General features: G+C 67.9%; 11 protein-coding genes. 5 read left to right on the forward strand and 6 right to left on the reverse strand.

Annotation, left to right across the window (positions count from 1 at the left end):
- The first annotated feature begins 272 nt into the window (after positions 1–272).
- From cydP to CFB43_RS15615, 5 genes are all read left to right on the forward strand, one after another.
- Positions 273–551 (forward strand): cytochrome oxidase putative small subunit CydP, encoded by a 279-nt coding sequence (gene cydP / locus CFB43_RS15590; RefSeq protein WP_089426366.1) that lies wholly within the window; start codon positions 273–275, stop codon positions 549–551.
- Positions 541–2,121, forward strand: a complete 1,581-nt coding sequence (locus CFB43_RS15595; RefSeq protein WP_089431704.1) for a cytochrome ubiquinol oxidase subunit I — start codon at positions 541–543, stop codon at positions 2,119–2,121. Before cydP ends, CFB43_RS15595 begins: the two co-directional genes overlap by 11 nt.
- A 31-nt stretch (positions 2,122–2,152) precedes the next feature.
- Positions 2,153–3,289, forward strand: a complete 1,137-nt coding sequence (gene cydB / locus CFB43_RS15600) for a cytochrome d ubiquinol oxidase subunit II (RefSeq protein ID WP_089426368.1) — start codon at positions 2,153–2,155, stop codon at positions 3,287–3,289.
- A gap of 62 nt (positions 3,290–3,351) precedes the next feature.
- The gene (gene cydX / locus CFB43_RS15605; RefSeq protein WP_011353251.1) at positions 3,352–3,468 is read left to right on the forward strand and encodes a cytochrome bd-I oxidase subunit CydX; all 117 of its coding nucleotides are present in this window, start codon (positions 3,352–3,354) and stop codon (positions 3,466–3,468) included.
- 588 nt (positions 3,469–4,056) lie between these two features.
- The gene (locus CFB43_RS15615) at positions 4,057–6,540 is read left to right on the forward strand and encodes a family 20 glycosylhydrolase (protein ID WP_089495675.1); all 2,484 of its coding nucleotides are present in this window, start codon (positions 4,057–4,059) and stop codon (positions 6,538–6,540) included.
- 165 nt (positions 6,541–6,705) lie between these two features.
- Here the strand turns inward: CFB43_RS15615 and nagE are convergent, their stop codons facing one another.
- The 6 genes from nagE to CFB43_RS15645 all read right to left on the reverse strand — a co-directional run bounded on the left by nagE (position 6,706) and on the right by CFB43_RS15645 (position 17,638).
- Positions 6,706–8,475 carry an N-acetylglucosamine-specific PTS transporter subunit IIBC gene (nagE, locus tag CFB43_RS15620; protein ID WP_089495676.1) on the reverse strand — a complete coding sequence of 590 codons (1,770 nt, stop codon included), beginning with the start codon at positions 8,473–8,475 and terminating at the stop codon, positions 6,706–6,708.
- An 87-nt stretch (positions 8,476–8,562) separates the two neighbouring features.
- Complete coding sequence (gene ptsP, locus CFB43_RS15625) at positions 8,563–11,145, reverse strand: phosphoenolpyruvate--protein phosphotransferase (RefSeq protein WP_089495677.1); 2,583 nt, start codon at positions 11,143–11,145, stop codon at positions 8,563–8,565.
- Positions 11,146–11,160: 15 nt separating this feature from the next.
- Positions 11,161–12,168: an SIS domain-containing protein gene (locus CFB43_RS15630; protein ID WP_179250069.1), complete on the reverse strand. Its 1,008-nt coding sequence runs from the start codon at positions 12,166–12,168 to the stop codon at positions 11,161–11,163.
- On the reverse strand, positions 12,161–13,264 hold the full coding sequence (gene nagA / locus CFB43_RS15635; protein ID WP_047852242.1) for an N-acetylglucosamine-6-phosphate deacetylase: 1,104 nt from the start codon (positions 13,262–13,264) through the stop codon (positions 12,161–12,163). Before nagA ends, CFB43_RS15630 begins: the two co-directional genes overlap by 8 nt.
- Before the next feature lie 98 nt (positions 13,265–13,362).
- Positions 13,363–14,097, reverse strand: a complete 735-nt coding sequence (locus CFB43_RS15640) for a GntR family transcriptional regulator (RefSeq protein WP_043187255.1) — start codon at positions 14,095–14,097, stop codon at positions 13,363–13,365.
- 334 nt (positions 14,098–14,431) lie between these two features.
- Positions 14,432–17,638 carry an error-prone DNA polymerase gene (locus CFB43_RS15645; RefSeq protein ID WP_089495678.1) on the reverse strand — a complete coding sequence of 1,069 codons (3,207 nt, stop codon included), beginning with the start codon at positions 17,636–17,638 and terminating at the stop codon, positions 14,432–14,434.
- Positions 17,639–17,643 lie beyond the last annotated feature (5 nt).

Consider the following 17,643-nt stretch of genomic DNA (forward strand, 5'->3'; position numbering starts at 1 on the left):
CGTTCGTTTTTCGGCGCGTTTCAGTGCGGATTAATTGACCTGATTCGTCAGGTAATAGGCCGTTTGGGGGCCCCTTCCGCATAACCTTGATCTGCCTCAAGTTTCGGCCCGGGTTTCGCGACGGTCTGCCGCAGCGCAGCACTCGGCATCGGAAAGCCGTCCTTTTAAAATTGGCATGTCAGGCGCAAAAGGATTAAAACAGCTTCACGGCCGTCATAAATCCGACGTAAAGTCGCCCCAAATCAGACTTAAATCGATTCAGGATATTCGCCTTGATCTCGATCAATAAAGAGCCTGCGCCGCCTCCCGCGCGGCCGGCCGGTACGATCGGCTGGCGCGCGCGCATCGCCGCGTGGGCACGCGGCCCAACCCTCGCCCGCGACATCACCCTGGTGCTGATCGTCAAGCTGATCCTCCTGATGTCGCTCAAATACGCATTCTTCAATCATCCGCAGGCCGAGCACATGTCGTTGCCGCCTGCCGCCGTCGCCGAGAAGCTGCTCTCGGTACCGGCGCCTGCATCTACCGAGGGAGACCACCATGATAAGTAGTGAAGTCGTCGATCTGTCACGTCTGCAGTTCGGCATCACGGCGCTCTACCACTTCCTGTTCGTGCCGCTGACGCTCGGCCTGTCCTGGCTGCTCGTCATCATGGAAGCGGTTTACGTGATGACCGGCAAACAGGTCTACAAGGACATGACCCAGTTCTGGGGCAAGTTGTTCGGGATCAACTTCGCGATGGGCGTGACGACCGGCATCACGCTCGAATTCCAGTTCGGCACGAACTGGTCGTACTACTCGCACTATGTCGGCGACATCTTCGGCGTACCGCTCGCGGTAGAAGGCCTGATGGCGTTCTTCCTCGAATCGACGTTCGTCGGCCTGTTCTTCTTCGGCTGGAACCGCCTGTCGAAGGTCAAGCACCTGATGGTCACGTTCCTCGTCGCGCTCGGCTCGAACCTGTCCGCGCTGTGGATCCTGGTCGCGAACGGCTGGATGAACAACCCGGTCGGCGCCGAGTTCAACTACCAGACGATGCGCATGGAGATGACGAGCCTGTTCGACGTGCTGTTCAACCCGGTCGCGCAGGTGAAGTTCGTGCACACGGTGTCGGCCGGCTATGTGTCGGCGGCGATGTTCGTGCTCGGCGTGTCGTCGTGGTACCTGCTGAAGAAGCGCGACGTCGACTTCGCGCTGCGCTCGTTCGCGGTCGCGGCCGGCTTCGGCCTCGCGGCGACGCTCTGCGTGATCGTGCTCGGCGACGAATCGGGCTATACGACCGGCGAAGTGCAGAAGATGAAGCTCGCCGCGATCGAATCCGAATGGGAAACGCAGCCGGCACCCGCATCGTTCACGCTGATCGGCATCCCGAACCAGGAAGAACAGCGCACCGACTATGCGATCAAGATCCCGTACGCGCTCGGCTTGATCGCGACGCGCTCGATCGACGAACCGGTGATCGGCCTGCGCGAGCTCGCGAAGCACAGCGAGGAGCACATCCAGAGCGGCATGGTCGCGTACGGCGCGCTGCAGAAGATCAAGCAGGGCGACACGAGCGACGCGACCCGCGCCCTGTTCGACCAGCACAAGCAGTATCTCGGCTACGGGCTGATGCTCAAGCAGTTCACGCCGAACGTGGTCGACGCGACGCCCGAGCAGATCAAGGCCGCCGCGAAGAAGACGATCCCGCCGGTCGCGCCCGTGTTCTTCTCGTTCCGGATCATGGTGGCCCTCGGCTTCCTGTTCGTCGCGACGTTCATCGCCGCGTTCTGGTTCTGCGCGCGCCGCGAACTGCTGCAGGACAACCGCCGCTGGTTCCTCCGCTATGCGGTGTGGGCGATCCCGCTGCCGTGGATCGCGATCGAATTCGGCTGGATCGTCGCCGAGCTCGGCCGCCAGCCGTGGACGATCGCCGGCGTGCTGCCGACGCACCTGTCCGCGTCGAGCCTGCAGCCGAGCGACCTGTACCTGAGTCTCGCGGGCTTCATCCTGTTCTATACCGCGCTGTTCGTCATCGAGATCAAGCTGATGTTCAAGTACGCGCGCCTCGGCCCGTCGTCGCTGCATACCGGCCGCTATCACCACGAAATCGCGGCCGCCAGCGAGCGCGCCACGGCGTGAGCACGCACCTGAAACGGAACAAGGAATCGCTATGGACTACGCAACTCTCAAGCTGATCTGGTGGCTGCTCGTCGGCGTGCTGCTGATCGGCTTCGCCGTCACCGACGGCTTCGACATGGGCGCGACCGCGCTGCTGCCGTTCCTCGGCAAGACCGACGAGGAGCGCCGCATCATCGTCAACACCGTCGGCGCGACGTGGGAAGGCAACCAGGTGTGGCTGATCACGGCCGGCGGCGCGATGTTCGCGGCCTGGCCGCTCGTCTACGCGGCGTCGTTCTCCGGCTTCTACTTCGCGATGCTGCTCGTGCTGTTCGCGTTGTTCTTCCGGCCGGTGGGCTTCGACTACCGCAGCAAGCGCCCTGACCCGCGCTGGCGCGCGGGCTGGGACTGGGGCCTGTTCGTCGGCGGCTTCGTGCCGGCGCTCGTGTTCGGCGTCGCGTTCGGCAACCTGCTGCAAGGCGTGCCGTTCAAGTTCGACAGCGACCTGCGCGTGACCTACTACGGCGGCTTCTGGGCGCTGCTGAACCCGTTCGCGCTGCTGTGCGGGCTCGTCAGCCTCACGATGCTCGTCGCGCACGGCGCAGCCTTCATCAAGATGAAGACGGACGGCGTGATCGCGCGCCGTGCGTCGGTCGCGCTGCGCGTGGCATCGTTCCTCGCGGTCGTGCTGTTCGTGCTGGCCGGCGTGCTGGTCGCGTCGACCATCGGTGGCTTCCACATCACGCACGCCGCACCGACCGACACCGTCGCGAACCCGCTGCTCAAGGACGTCGCCGCCGGCTCGGGCCTGTGGCTCGCGAACTACGGCGAATTCCCGTGGATGATCGCAGCGCCCGTCGTCGCGATCGCGGGTGGCCTGATCGCGCTGCTGCTCGCCGGTTCGAAGCAGGAGAAGACGGCGTTCTTCTGCACGGGCCTGATGATCACCGGCGTGATCCTGACCGCCGGGTTCTCGATGTTCCCGTTCATCATGCCGTCGTCGCTCGACCCGCGCAGCAGCCTGACCGTGTGGGATTCCACGTCGAGCCACATGACGCTGCAGGTGATGCTGTTCGCGGTGATCGTGTTCCTGCCGATCGTCCTGCTCTACACGAGCTGGGTGTATCGCGTGATGCGCGGCAAGGTCACGCGCGAGGTGCTCGAAGAGAACAAGCATTCGATGTATTGATGCTTTGAACCGGGCCGGGGCGCGCACGCGCCCTCGCCCACCGTTTCGCAAGGAGTCGGATCATGTGGTATTTCAGCTGGATTCTCGGTATCGGCGTCGCGCTGTCGTTCGGCATCGTCAATGCGATGTGGCTCGAAGCGCGGCAGAAGACGCAGGAAGCACGCGTTCGCCACGACTGATACGCGCGCGGCCGATCGTGCCGCCGCCGTCCAGAAGGAACCTCGCCTCGCGCGAGGTTTTTTTTCGCCCCGGCCGGCTGAACAGGCCCATCGACGCGATGCCAATTTAGCGCCAGATTGATACCACTTGAATACCAATAAAAGGTTTCATAAGATCTTTGGACACGGCCGCTGACAGGCCGAATCCTTCCGGGTGGGGGAGACATGCGAATCCCGTATGTGGCGCGCGCTGGCGCGCCGTCTCGTCGTCGGCGCGCGGCGGCCGGTTGTGCGTCGTCGGCGAGTGTCGCCGTCATCGACCGCGCAGGTCGCGCGCGCGCCTTTGCCCATGGGCACGTCGTCACGGCATCCACATCAGCAGCAGCCGCTGCCGTGCGCCGCCGATGAAGACGCGCACCCGCCCGCGCCGATCCGACCGGCACGCCTGCCCGCCCCCCGTTCCGTAACGCACGCGCCCGCGTGCCGACTTCGCGCGGAGCAGCCGCATCGCCCGCGCACCCTGTTGTCCCCGCAGCTCCGTTGAAAGACCCGTTCGCAGCGACGTCATCCCGTGACGCCGCTACGCCCCCTTTTGTCTCAGGAGTCCGCATGAACCGAACCTTGTCCACCCTGTTTGCCGGCCTGCTGATCGTGGCGCTGTCGCCGGTCGCGCTCGGCGCGCCGCCGGCGTCGAGCGCGGCGGTCGCGACGGCCGGCGCCGTCCGTCCCCCCGTGCCGCCGGCCGAGCTCGCGGCTCGGCTGTCGAACGGCCTCGCGTTGCGCGTCGCCGTCGACAACAATCACGCGGCCGCGGCCGGCGTGCCGTGCGCCGATCTCGGCGCCGACGGCGCGGCCTGCGCGACCGGCCGCCTGATCCTGCAGAACCGCGGCCACCAGGCGATCGCCGATGGCGGCTGGAAGCTCTACCTGCACAGCATCCGCCGCCTGCTGCGGATCGACCGCCCCGGCTTCGCGCTGCGGCGGCTCACCGGCGACCTGTACGAACTGACGCCGCAACCGGGCTCGGTGCGGCTTGCACCGGGCGAGCGCATCGAGCTGCCGTTCGTCGCCGAATACTGGCTGCTGCGCTACAGCGACGTGATCCCGCGCCCGTACGTGGTCGTCGACGGCGCGCCGCCCGCCGTGCTCCGCTACAACGACACCGACGACGAGCTGCGCTACGTCGAATCGCTGCCGGCCGACGCGCAGAACAACTCGACCGGCAATGCGCCGCCCGTCGCCGCGCGGCCCGACGCGAGCCGCGCGCTGCCGAGCGTGAAGCGCGAGCAGCCGCTGCCCGGCACGCTCGACCTGCGCGGCGTCGAGCTCGCGCTGCCCGATTTGCCGGACGCGCAGGTCGCGGCACTGCGCGAGCGCGCAACGACACTCGGGCTCGACGGCGCACGCGTGCCGGTGCGCGGCGCCGTCGCGCCGCGCCGGCTGCCGGCCGACATCGCGACGCCGGGCGGCTACCGGCTCGCGATCGGGCCGCGCGGCGTGCTGATCGAAGGCTACGATCGTGCCGGCCTCTACTACGGCGTGCAGACGCTCTACTCGCTCGCGCCCGCCGGCGGCGGCCCGATCCCGGCGATGCTCGTCGAGGATGCGCCGCGCTTCGCGCATCGCGGAATGCACGTCGATCTCGCACGCAACTTCAAGCACCCGGCGACGCTGCGCCGGCTGATCGACCAGATGAGCGCGTACAAGCTCAACCGCCTGCACCTGCATCTGTCCGACGACGAGGGCTGGCGCATCGAGATTCCCGGCCTGCCCGAACTCACCGAGATCGGGGGGCGCCGCTGCCATGACCCGAGCGAGACACGCTGCCTGCTGCCGCAGCTCGGCTCCGGCCCGGACAACCGCTCCGGCGGGGGCTACCTGACGCGCGACGACTATGTGTCGCTGGTGCGCTACGCGGCCGCGCATTTCGTCGAGATCATCCCCGAGATCGACATGCCCGCGCATGCGCGGGCGGCCGTCGTGACGATGGAGGCACGCTACAAGCGGCTGCATGCGGCCGGCCGCGAGCAGGAAGCGAACGCATACCGGCTGCTCGATCCGCAGGACACGTCGAACCTGACGACGGTGCAGTTCTACGACCGGCGCAGCGACCTGAACCCGTGCGTGCCGGGCGCGCTCAATTTCGCGTCGAAGGTGATCCGCGAGATCGCGGCGATGCATGCGGACGCGCAGGCGCCGCTGCACACCTGGCACTACGGCGGCGACGAGGCGAAGAACATCTTCCTCGGCGGGGGCTTCCAGCCGCTGAGCGGCACCGATCCGAACAAGGGGCGCATCGACCTCGCCGCGCAGGACAAGCCGTGGGCACGTTCGCCCGCATGCACGGCACTGCTCCAGCGCGGCGAGATCAAGTCGATCGACGAGTTGCCGACACGTTTCGCGCAACAGGTGAGCGCGGCGGTCAGCGCGAACGGGATCGACACGATGGCCGCGTGGCAGGACGGCATCAAGCATGCGAACGGGCCGCAGGACTTCAGCACGCGCCACGTGATGGTGTCGCTGTGGGACACGATCTTCTGGGGCGCATCGGACAGCGCACGCGACCTGAGCGGCAAGGGCTACCTGACGGTGCTCGCTCTGCCCGACTACCTGTACTTCGACTTCCCGTACACGCTGAACCCGCGCGAGCGCGGCTACTACTGGGGCTCGCATGCGACGGACGAGTACAAGGTGTTCTCGCTCGCGCCGGAGAACCTGCCGCAGAACGCCGAAGTGATGGGCGACCGTGACGGCAACACGTTCGAGGTGACGGGCACGGGCGCCGCGCCGCGCATCGAAGGCATGCAGGGGCAGGCGTGGGGCGAGGTGATGCGCAACGACACCTTCCTCGAATACATGGCCTATCCGCGGCTGCTCGCGCTGGCCGAGCGCGCATGGCACCGGGCCGACTGGGAGCTGCCGTATGCGGCCGGCGTGCGCTTCAGGCGCGGCGACACGCATCACGTCGACACGGCCGCGCTGCAGCGCGACTGGGCCGGCTTCGCGACGCTGCTCACGCAACGCGAACTGCCGAAGCTCGACCGGGCGGGCGTCGGCTACCGGAAACCGACCTTCACGCTGACGAATCCGTGAACGGCTGAGCGGTTGCAGGGCTGAGCGACGGCGCGACGCAGGCGAACGCATCGCGCCATCACCCGCACCAAAGAAAAACGGCTTGCGACGCATCGCAAGCCGTTTTCGTTTTACCAGCCGGCCCGAACCCGCAGCGCGGATCGGATCGGCTTCATCGCATCAGCATCAGGCCGGTTGTGCGGCCGCCCCGCTGCCCGACGGCGGCAGGCGCGCGCCGAGCTGTTCGGCATAGCGCGCCGCCGCGTTGCCGCAGACGATGTGGAACGTGTCGAGCGACACCCATGCGACGTCGAGCGCACCGAGACGATCGCGATCGACCGCCGACGGATCGCGTACGACCACCCGCAGGCGCGTGGTCGCGACCGCGTCGAGCGACACGACGTTGGTCGCGCCGCCGAACACCGCGAGCCAGCGCGTCGGCTCCGGATCGAGCGGGCCGGCGGCCGCGCCCGTGACGGGCTGTGCCGCGGCGGCCGTCGCCGTCGATGCCGCGCCTGCCGCGCCGCTGCCGATGGCCGCACGCATCTCGTCGGCAATGATGTCGGCCTCCGGCCCGATGATCACCTGCACGCTGTTGCCGCCGCGCTTGAGCACGCCGCGCGCGCCGATCGACTTCAGTTCCGGCTCCGAGACCTTCTCCGGGTCGACGACGGTCAGGCGCAGGCGCGTCGTGCACGCGTCGACGACCGACAGGTTGCCTGCCCCGCCGAGCGCGGCGATGTAGCGTTGCGCACGCGGTGCAGCGGCAACCGCAGCGGCACCTGCAGCCGGCGCGACGAAGCCGCCCGATGCGTACGATTCCGCGGCCGCGTCGGCCGAAGCCGGCTCACGGCCCGGCGTGGCCATGTTGAACTTGCGGATGAAGAAGCGGAACAGCCCGTAGTACGCGGCGCCGTACGCGATGCCGAGCGGGATCGCGATCCAGCCCTTCGTCGACAGCCCGTAGTTCAGCACATAGTCGATCGCGCCGGCCGAGAACGTGAAGCCGAGCTTCACGCCGAGGATCTGGCAGATCGCGAGCGACAGCCCCGTCAGCACCGCGTGGATCACGTACAGCACCGGCGCGAGGAACATGAAGCTGAATTCGATCGGCTCGGTCACGCCGGTCAGGAACGACGTGAGCGCCATCGAGAACAGCAGGCCGCCGACCATCGCACGGCGTTCCTTCGGCGCTTCGTGCAGCATCGCGAGACACGCGGCCGGCAGGCCGAACATCATGATCGGGAAGAAGCCGGCCATGAAGGTGCCCGCGGTCGGGTCGCCCGCGAAGAAGCGGTGCAGGTCGCCGTGCACGATCTCGCCGCCGGCGGGCGGCGTGAAGTTGCCGAACACGAACCATGCGAGCGAGTTGATGATGTGATGCAGGCCCGTGACGAGCAGCAGTCGGTTCAAAAAGCCGAACACGAACGCACCGATCGCGCCCGCCGTCGTCAGCCACTGGCCGGCCGCGTCGATCAGATGCTGGACCGGCTGCCACACGTACCCGAACGCGATGCCGAGTACCACGCAGACCAGCCCCGTGATGATCGGCACGAACCGTTTGCCGCCGAAGAACGCGAGGTAGTCGGGCAGCTTGATGTCCTTATAGCGGTTGTACAGCAGCCCTGCGACCACACCGGCGATGATCCCGGACAGCACGCCCATGTTCAGCTTGGGATCGATGTCCTTCATGATCGCGGTTTCGATCAGGTAGCCGATCGCGCCCGCGAGCGCCGCCACGCCGTTGTTGTCCTTCGCGAAGCCGACCGCCACGCCGATCGCGAACAGCAGCGGCAGGTTGTCGAAGATCGCGCCGCCGGCGTCGGCGATCATCTTGATGTTGAACACGTCCGGCTGGCCGAGTCGCAGCAGGATGCCGGCGACCGGCAATACCGCGATCGGCAGCATCAGCGCCCGGCCCAGGCCCTGTATTTTCAGAAACGGATTCCCGTTCATTCAGTCCTCCAATCCTTGTCTCGTCATTAATCGTCGTTGACCTAATTGCTTTCGTCTTGAAACCGGTCGCGAACCTGCCGTCGACGCTCAGTCGAGCGGCCAGACCTCGCGGCTTGCTGCCCTTACCGCCTGTGCCGAATCGAGCGCGAGCAGATCCTGCGCGCGCTGACGGCACAACTGGTAATCGAGACGGCGCACACGCGCCTTGATGCCCGGCACCGATACGGGGTCGACCGACAGTTCGGTCACGCCGAGGCCCACCAGGATCGGCACCGCCAGCGGATCGCCGCCGAGCGCGCCGCACACGCCCACCCACTTGCCGTGCTTCGCGGCGCCGCGCACCGCGATGTCGATCAGGCGCAGCACGGCCGGATGCAGGCCGTCGGATTGCGCGGCCAGGTCGGCCTGGCAGCGGTCCATCGCGAGCGTGTACTGCGTCAGGTCGTTGGTGCCGATCGACAGGAAGTCCGCGTGCTGCGCGAGCTGATCGGCCAGCAGCGCGGCCGACGGCACCTCGATCATCACGCCGACCTCGATCGGCTCGGTGCGGCCCAGTACGCGCGCGAATTCGTCGATGCTCTTTTTCAGGCGCACGAGCTCGCCCGCGTCGGTCACCATCGGCAGCAGGATGCGCACCGCGCCGAACGGCTTCACCGCGAGCAGGCCCTGCAGCTGATCGTCGAGCAGATCGGGGCGCACCTGCGCGAGACGGATGCCGCGCAGGCCGAGCGCCGGGTTCGGTTCAGGCGGCAGCGTCAGGTAGTCGACTTCCTTGTCGGCGCCGACGTCGAGCGTGCGGATGATCGCCGTGCGGCCCTGCAGCGCGTCGACGATCGACTGGTAGCTCTGCTGGTGCTCGACGACCGTCGGCGCGGCCTGGCGATGGATGAACATCAGTTCGGTACGCAGCAGGCCGACTGCATCGGCGCCGTTGTCGACCGCGGTGTTCGCGTCGTCGAGCGTCGCGATGTTCGCGGCGACCTCGATCGCACGGCCATCGACGGTCGAGGCGGCTTCACCCGCCAATTGCCGATTCGCCTCGCGCACGCCGTCCAGGCGCTGGCGCTCGTGCCGCGCACGTTCGACGTCGAGCGCGGTCGGCGCGTGTTCGAGCCGGCCCGCGCTCGCATCGACGACGACCTGCGTGCCGTCCGGAATCGCGTACAGCGCATCGCCGACCGCCACCAGCGCCGGAATGCCGAGCTGCCGCGCGATGATCGCCGCGTGCGACGTCGCGCCGCCGCGCGCCATCACGAGCGCGGTCACGCGCTGGCGATCGAGCGACGACAGGTCGGACGGCGTGAATTCCTCGGCCGCGAGCACCGCTTCGTCGGGCAGCGCACGTGCCGCACCGTTCGTATGGCCGAGCGCGCGCAGCACGCGCTTCTCGATGTCGCGCAGGTCGGCCGCGCGTTCGGCGAGCAGCGCATCGTCGAGTTTCGACAGCGTGTCGATCTGCGTGCGGATCGTCGCGCGCCACGCGAAGCCCGCGCTCTTGCCGAGGCTGATCAGGTCGCGCGCCGCGTCGATCAGCGTCGGGTCTTCCAGCAGCACGCGGTGCACCGCGAAGATGCCCGCTTCGCCGACCGCGCCGCGCGCCGATGCATTGCGCACCGTTTCGTCGAGTTCGGCGTCGACGGCCTTCAGCGCCTGGTCGAGCTGGCGGCTTTCCGTGGCCGGCGTGCCGGCGGCCTGTTCGGGCGGCATGATTTCCGCATCATCGAGACGCACCAGCGTGCCGACCGCGATGCCGGGTGCCGCGCACACGCCTGCCAGCGTGTTCGGGTCGATGGGCGCACCGACGTTGCGTGCGACCGTCTGCGGCGCGGGCGACCTCAGCCGCGCCGGTTTCTCCTCGACTTCGCCGTGCGCTTCGCGCAGCAGCTCGTGCTCGACCGCATCGACGGCCTGCTGCGCATGCGCGCCACGGCCGACCAGTTCGACCGTCGCGCCTTCGCCGGCGCCGAGGCCGAGCAGGCCGACGACGCTCGCGATCGACGCCTTGCGGCCGTCGAACAGCACGTCGACGGTCGCGTCGAACCCGCGCACGGCTTCACGCGCCCGCGCGGCCGGCCGCGCATGCAGGCCGCCCGGCTGCGCCAGCACGATTTCACGGCGTACTTCGTTCTGCGCCGCGGCGCCGGTTTGTGCCGCCTGCGCGGCCGCTTCGCCCTTGCCGCGCAGCGCGAGCAGCGGGGTCTCGCCGGCCGTCGCGAAACCGCTCGCGCGGTCGACCACCTCGAACGCATCCGAGTTGGCGATCGCGATCACCGACACGAGCGAATGCGCGCTGCGCGCCACCGCATCCTGGTCGAACTCGATCAGCAGCGTGCCGGCCTCGACACGCGCGCCGGCCTCGACGTGCGCGATGAAACCCTGCCCGTTCAGCTCGACCGTGTCGATGCCGATGTGCAGCAGCACTTCCGCGCCTTGCGGCGTCGTGATCGTCACCGCGTGGCCCGTGCGCGCGAGATGCGACACGACGCCCGCGCACGGCGCGACGAGCTGGCCCGCGAGCGGGTCGATGCCGATGCCGTCGCCGAACATCCCGCCGGAGAACACCGGATCGGGCACGTCGGCCAGTGCGACGATCGGCCCCGTCATGGGGCTAAGCAGGACGATCTGATCGTGGGTGGGGCTCTTCAACTGGGACTCCTCGGCGCGTCTCATCGGCGGTCTCGGCTATCAGTGCGTTTCGGTGACTTTGTTCAGGTGGCGCGGCGTGTCCGGATTGCGGCCGCGCGCAACGGCGAGATCCGCCGCCATCACGTAGAACGAAAGAATGGCGGCGATCGGGTCGAGCGCCGAATGGGCGGACTGCGCGAGCGGCAGCGTCGCGCCGGGTATGCCGGCGGGCGCCGCGAGCAGCACGGCGGCGCCGCGGGCGCGCATGTCCGCGGCAAGCTGCAGCAGGCCGGCCTGCTCGGGCCCCGGCGGGGCGAACACGAGCAGCGGATAGTCGCGGTCGATCAGCTCCATCGGGCCGTGACGGACTTCGGCACTCGAGAACGCCTCGGCCTGGATGCCGGACGTCTCCTTCAGCTTCAGCGCGGCTTCCTGCGCGATCGCGAGGCCCAGGCCGCGGCCGATCACGATCATCCGCTCGACACCCGCCAGCGCGGCCACCGCCTGCGACCAGTCGAGCTGGCCGGCCTGTGCGAGCACGTCGGGCAGGCCGCGCAGTGCGGTCATCAGCGCGGCGTCGCGCTGCCAGTACGCGACGATCTGCGCGGACAACGACAGCATCGCGATATAGCTCTTCGTCGCGGCCACCGACAGTTCGGGGCCGGCGAGCAGCGGCAACTGGTGCTCGCACGCGTCGGCGAGCGGCGACGGCAGCACGTTCACGGCGGCGACGGTGCGCGCGCCGGCTTCGCGCAGCGCGGCCATCGTATTGACGAGATCGGGGCTCTTGCCCGACTGGGAGAAGGCGATCGCGAGCTGGTCCTGCACCTTCAGCGGCGCCTGCTGCAGCGTCGCGACCGACATCGGCAGCGACGCGACCGGCACGCCGAGGCGGCTCATCGTCAGGCTCGCGAAATAGCTCGCGGCGTGATCCGAGCTGCCGCGCGCGACCGTCAGCGCGACGGCCGGCGGGTGATCGAGCAATTGGCCGGCGAGCGCTTCGACGCGCGTCGTGTCGGCGATCTGCGCGGCGACGACCTGGGCGGACTCGCGCGCTTCCTTAAGCATATTCGACAATCGATTCTCCTTCGACGTAGGTCGCGGTGAGGTTCAGGTCGCGGTCGAACACCGCGAGGTCGGCCCATGCGCCGCGCTCGAGGCGGCCGCGATCGGCGACGCCAAGGTAGTCGGCCGCGTAGCGCGACATCCGGTTCGACACGTCGGCGATCGGCAGGCCGAGCGACACGAGGTTGCGCAGCGCCTGGTCCATCGTCAGCGTGCTGCCGGCGAGCGTGCCGTCGGCGAGGCGCACGCCGCCGAGGCACTTCGTCACGTGCTGGCTGCCGAGCCGGTATTCGCCGTCGGGCATGCCCGTTGCGGACGTGCTGTCGGTCACGACGTACAGGCGCGGGATCGCGCGCAGCGCAGCACGAATCGCGCCCGGGTGGACGTGCAGCAGGTCGGGGATGATTTCCGCGTATTCGGCGTGGGCAAGCGCCGCACCCACCAGGCCCGGGTTGCGGTGATGCAGCGGCGACATCGCGTTGAACAGGTGCGTGAAACCGCACGCGCCGTGCTTGAGCGCGGCCACCGCGTCGTCGTAGGTTGCGAGCGAATGGCCGAGCTGGACGCGCACGCCGCGCGCGGCCATCTCGCCGATGATCTCGATGTGGCCGGCGATTTCCGGCGCGAGCGTGACGACGCGGATCGGCGCGATCGACAGGTACTTCAGCACTTCGTCGAGCACGGCCGACACGGCCGCGTCGGGCTGCGCGCCGAGTTTGCCGGGGTTGATGTACGGGCCTTCGAGGTGCACGCCGAGCACACGCGCGCCGCCCGGCGTGCGGGTGCGCGCGACGGTGCCGAGGTTCGCGACGACCTGCATCAGTTCGTCGCGCGGCGCGGTCATCGTCGTCGCGAGCAGGCTCGTCGTGCCGAATTGCGCGTGCGTGCGGGCGATCGTCTCGATCGCGTCGCCGCCTTCCATCACGTCGGCACCGCCACCGCCGTGCACGTGCAGGTCGATGAAGCCGGGCAGGATGTAAGGCGCGTCGTTCTTCGCGGGATCGACGGGCTTGCCGTCGAGGGTCGTGATGCGGCCGTTCTCGCTATCGAGCGAACCGTGAATCCAGCCGTCGGGGGTAAGGATGTTTCCAGTCAGCATGACGTTCTCTTGATGATCTGGTGACGCGGGCATCCGCGTCGTGATTTGCAAATCCGTGTCGTTGCTTCACGCGTGTCGCGCGCGGGCAGTCTCGCGCGTCAGCGTTTCAGTTCGGCGACGAAGTCGTAGTAATCGTCGCGGCAATACGTTTCACTCACTTCGATCGCGCGCTGGTCGGCGCCGTAGCCGATCCGCGTGATCACCAGCAGGGCCGATCCCGGCTTCACCGCCATCCATTTCGCGATCGCGTGGGTCGCGTTCGCCGCGCGAAAGTGCTGCAGCGCGCGCACGACGGTCATGCCGCGCGCTTCGAGGTATTCGTACAGCGACGCGCCGAGCACCTGCGGATCGGGCACCACCGCGGCCGGCAGCGTCGAGTGCTCGACGGCCATCACGATGCCGTCCGCGCGGCGCAGCCGTTCGAGCCGCGCCACCGTCGCGCCGGGCGCGAGGCCGAGCCGCGTGATCTCGTCGCGGTTTGCGGCGCGCAGCGTGCGCGACAGCCACACCGAATCGGGCACGAAGCCGCGCTGCTGCATCTTCGCGGTGAAGCCGACGAGACGCGACAGCGGATCGGCGACGCGCGGCGTGATGAAGCTGCCCGCCCCGCGCGCCCGCTTGATCAGCCCCTGCTCGACCAGCAGCGCGAGGGCGCGACGGGCCGTGATCCGCGACACGCCGACCGACACCGACAGCAGCCGTTCCGACGGCAGCGCCTCGCCGGCCCGCCACGCGCCGGCGTGGATCGCGCTCGCCAGATTGCGGGCGAGCTGCAGATAGAGCGGCGTATCGCTGAGGGGATCGGGCGCCAGTTCGGACCAGCCGGTTTCCATGTGCCTCCGGGTGTCGGACGACGACCGCAGGCCGTCGAAAGTGAGGGCATTATATAACCACCATAATACCAGTCAACGAACTGGTATTAGTGGTGCCGAAATCGCCGGAAGCCTTGCCCGGCAAGCGTTTTAGCTCCCACAAACCCTTTGTTTACAATGAAGTACGGGATAGGGATTTACCCGGATTGGTATGCAAGGGGACAGTTCCAGTACGCGGTTCGGCCAGGTTTTGGGCACGAATATGAGACCTGGATAGGACCAGTTGAGCCGATTGGTATGCACGGGTGGCGACGCATCGCGCGTTCGGCGGCGCGCGCCGGTTGCGTCAGTGGAATCAGTGGAATTCGCGGCTCGACGTGCGCAGGCCGCCGAGCAGCGGCGTCAGATCCTCGAAATGCTGCACGACGAGGTGCCTCACGTCGCTCGCGACCTGCCACACGCCGGACGCGGCAAGCAGCCGCGAATCGAGGGTTTCGCGGCGCTGCCGCGCGAGCAGCTCGGGCCGGACGATCAGGTTCACGCAGCCCGTTTCGTCCTCGAGCGTCATGAACATCACGCCTTTCGCGGTGCCCGGCATCTGCCGCGCGGTCACGAGCCCGCACGCACGCGCGAGCCGGCCGTCGGGGCGGTCGTGCAATTCGGCCGCGGACGACAGCCGCCGCGCGCGCAGTTCGGACCGCAGCAGCGCGACGGGATGGCGGTTCAGCGTGAGGCCGGTGGTGTGATAGTCGGCGAGGATGTCGTCGGCTTCCGACGGCGCGCCGAGCGCGGGCTTCTCCACTTCGTCGATCGGCGCGGTCGCGAGCAGGTCGCGTTCGGGGGCGGCCGCAACCGCTTGCCATAGCGCATCGCGGCGATGGCCGGCGAGCGTCGCAAGCGCGTTCGCGGCGGCGAGCGCTTCGAGATCGCGGCGTTCGAGTTGCGCGCGGCGTGCGAGGGTGTCGACGTTGTCGAACCGGCCGGCCGCCGTGCGCGCGGCTTCGATGCGGCGTGCGGCGGCTTCGCCGAGCCCCCGCACGAGCGACAGGCCGAGCCGCACGGCCGGCTGGCCGTGCGGCGGCGGCTGATCGGGCAGCGCTTCGAGCGATGCTTCCCAGTTGCTTTGCGTCACGTCGATCGGCAACACCTGCACGCCGTGCCGCTTCGCGTCCTGCACGAGCTGCGACGGCGGGTAGAAACCCATCGGCTGGCTGTTCAGCAGCGCAGCGAGGAAGATCGCCGGTTCGTGGCATTTGAGCCAGCTGCTGGCGTACGCGAGTTTCGCGAAGCTGGCTGCGTGGCTTTCGGGGAAACCGTATTCGCCGAAGCCCTTGATCTGTTCGAAGATCTGTTCGGCGAAGTCGGGCGGATAGTCGCGCTCGCGCATCCCGTCGACGATCTTGCGGTGATATTTCTCGAGATTGCCCTTGCGCTTCCATGCGGCCATCGCGCGACGCAGTTCATCCGCCTCGCCGGGCGTGAAGCCTGCCGCGATCATCGCGATCTGCATCACCTGCTCCTGGAAGATCGGCACGCCGTACGTACGCTCGAGCGCGGGCTTCAGGTCCTCCTTTGGATAACTGACCTTTTCGAGTCCCTGGCGCCGTTTCAGATAAGGGTGCACTGCCCCGCCCTGGATCGGCCCCGGCCGCACGATCGCCACCTCGATCACCAGATCGTAGTAAGTCTCCGGGCGCAGGCGCGGCAGCATCGACATCTGCGCGCGCGATTCGATCTGGAACACGCCAACCGTATCGGCACGACAGATCATGTCGTAAGTCGCCTTGTCATCCTGCGGAATATGCTTCAGCGTGAACGGCTCGCCATCCGGCTCCGGCGGCCCGCGCCACGCGGTACGCATGTCGAATGCGCGATGCAGCGCCGACAGCATGCCGAGCGCGAGCACGTCGACCTTCATCAGCTTGAGCGATTCGAGGTCGTCTTTATCCCACTGGATCACGCGCCGCCCGTCCATCGCCGCATTCTCGACCGGCACGAGCCGCGTGAGCTTGCCGCGGCTGATCACGAAACCGCCCGAGTGCTGCGACAGGTGACGCGGAAAGTTCAGCAGCCGCGCGGCGAGCCGGGCCCATGCCTGGATGAGCGGCGTCTCGGGATCGAGCCCGATCGTCGAGAATTGCTGCAGCAGGTCGCGGCTACCGTCGAACCAGCGGTGCGCTTTCGCGACGCGATCGACCAGCATCGGATCGACGCCGAGCGCCTTGCCGGTTTCGCGCAGCACGCCGCGCGGACGATAGGTCGATACGGCGGCTGCGAGTGCTGCGCGGTTGTGTCCGTACTTCTCGTAGATATGCTGGATCACCTCTTCCCGGCGCTGATGCTCGAAGTCGACGTCGATATCGGGCGGCTCGCCGCGCTCCGCGCTGATGAAGCGTTCGAACAGCATCGTGCTCTGCTCGGGATTCACCTCGGTGATGCCGAGGCAGAAGCAGACGACCGAGTTCGCCGCCGAGCCGCGCCCCTGGCACAGGATGTTCTGGCTGCGCGCGTATTTGACGATGTCGTAGACGGTCAGGAAGAACGGCTCGTAACTCAATTGCGCGATCAGGTCGAGTTCATATCGGATCTGCTTCGACACCTTCTCCGGCACACCTTGCGGATAGCGTGTGGCCGCCCCGGCCATGGTTTCCTGCTCCAGATAGCTCGTCGGCGTGAGCCCCTTCGGCACGATCTCGTCGGGATACTCGTAGCGCAGCGAATCCAGTTCGAAAGGACACGCATCGAGAATCGCGCACGTCTGCGCAATCTCCTCCGGCGAGAACAGATTCCCGATCCGGTTCCGCCCACGCAAATGCGGTTCCGCATTCGGCGCAAGCGCATACCCGCACTCGGAAACCGGCATGCCGACGCGAATCGCCGTCATCACGTCCTGCAGCTCCTTGCATGAGCGCCGGTGCATCGTCACGTCGCCCAGCGCGACGACACGCACGCCACGCCGCTCGCCGGCCGCACGAATCTCCTCGCGCTGCGCACCGTCCAGCGCGCGCTGCAGTTGCACGAGCCCCAGCCGCGCCCGCTCGCCGAACGTCGTGCGAAACCACGCGACCTGCGCATCGAGTACATCAGCACGCACCGGATACGTCGGCACGAGGATCGCGAAGCAGTCGGGCATCCCGCGCAAATGCGCAAACTCGGCAGGCGGCGCCGACAGCATCCGCGACGTCAGCTTGTAAGTCCCCTTCGGCGATGCCATCCGCCGCCACGAAATCAGCTCGGACAGGTTGCCGTAGCCCTCGCGATTCTGCGCCAGCAACACGAGCCCGAACGCGCCGGGGCCCGGATCGTGGCCAGGCGCGACTTCATCCGGCGTGACGTCGAAATACGACCCGATGACGAGCGGCAACCCTTTCGCCTTCGCCGCGACGTGCATGCGCGGCGCGCCTGCAAGCGAGCATTCGTCGGTGATCGCAATCCCGCGATAGCCGAGCTCGACCGCGCGCTCGACCAGTTCCTCCGCATGCGACGCGCCATGCAGGAACGAAAAGTTCGAACGGCAGAACAACTCCGCGTAATCGGGCAGCCAGCTGAATTCCGCAACCATGACCG

The organism is Burkholderia sp. AU15512, assembly GCF_002223325.1.
Lineage (GTDB): Bacteria > Pseudomonadota > Gammaproteobacteria > Burkholderiales > Burkholderiaceae > Burkholderia.

Coding starts and splice junctions, on each gene's coding strand:
- CFB43_RS15595 (WP_089431704.1), top strand. CDS start 541: ATGATAAGTAGTGAAGTCGTCGATCTGTCACGTCTGCAGTTCGGCATC.
- cydB (WP_089426368.1), top strand. CDS start 2,153: ATGGACTACGCAACTCTCAAGCTGATCTGGTGGCTGCTCGTCGGCGTG.
- cydX (WP_011353251.1), top strand. CDS start 3,352: ATGTGGTATTTCAGCTGGATTCTCGGTATCGGCGTCGCGCTGTCGTTC.
- CFB43_RS15615 (WP_089495675.1), top strand. CDS start 4,057: ATGAACCGAACCTTGTCCACCCTGTTTGCCGGCCTGCTGATCGTGGCG.
- nagE (WP_089495676.1), bottom strand. CDS start 8,475: ATGAACGGGAATCCGTTTCTGAAAATACAGGGCCTGGGCCGGGCGCTG.
- ptsP (WP_089495677.1), bottom strand. CDS start 11,145: ATGAGACGCGCCGAGGAGTCCCAGTTGAAGAGCCCCACCCACGATCAG.
- CFB43_RS15630 (WP_179250069.1), bottom strand. CDS start 12,168: ATGCTTAAGGAAGCGCGCGAGTCCGCCCAGGTCGTCGCCGCGCAGATC.
- nagA (WP_047852242.1), bottom strand. CDS start 13,264: ATGCTGACTGGAAACATCCTTACCCCCGACGGCTGGATTCACGGTTCG.
- CFB43_RS15640 (WP_043187255.1), bottom strand. CDS start 14,097: ATGGAAACCGGCTGGTCCGAACTGGCGCCCGATCCCCTCAGCGATACG.
- CFB43_RS15645 (WP_089495678.1), bottom strand. CDS start 17,638: ATGGTTGCGGAATTCAGCTGGCTGCCCGATTACGCGGAGTTGTTCTGC.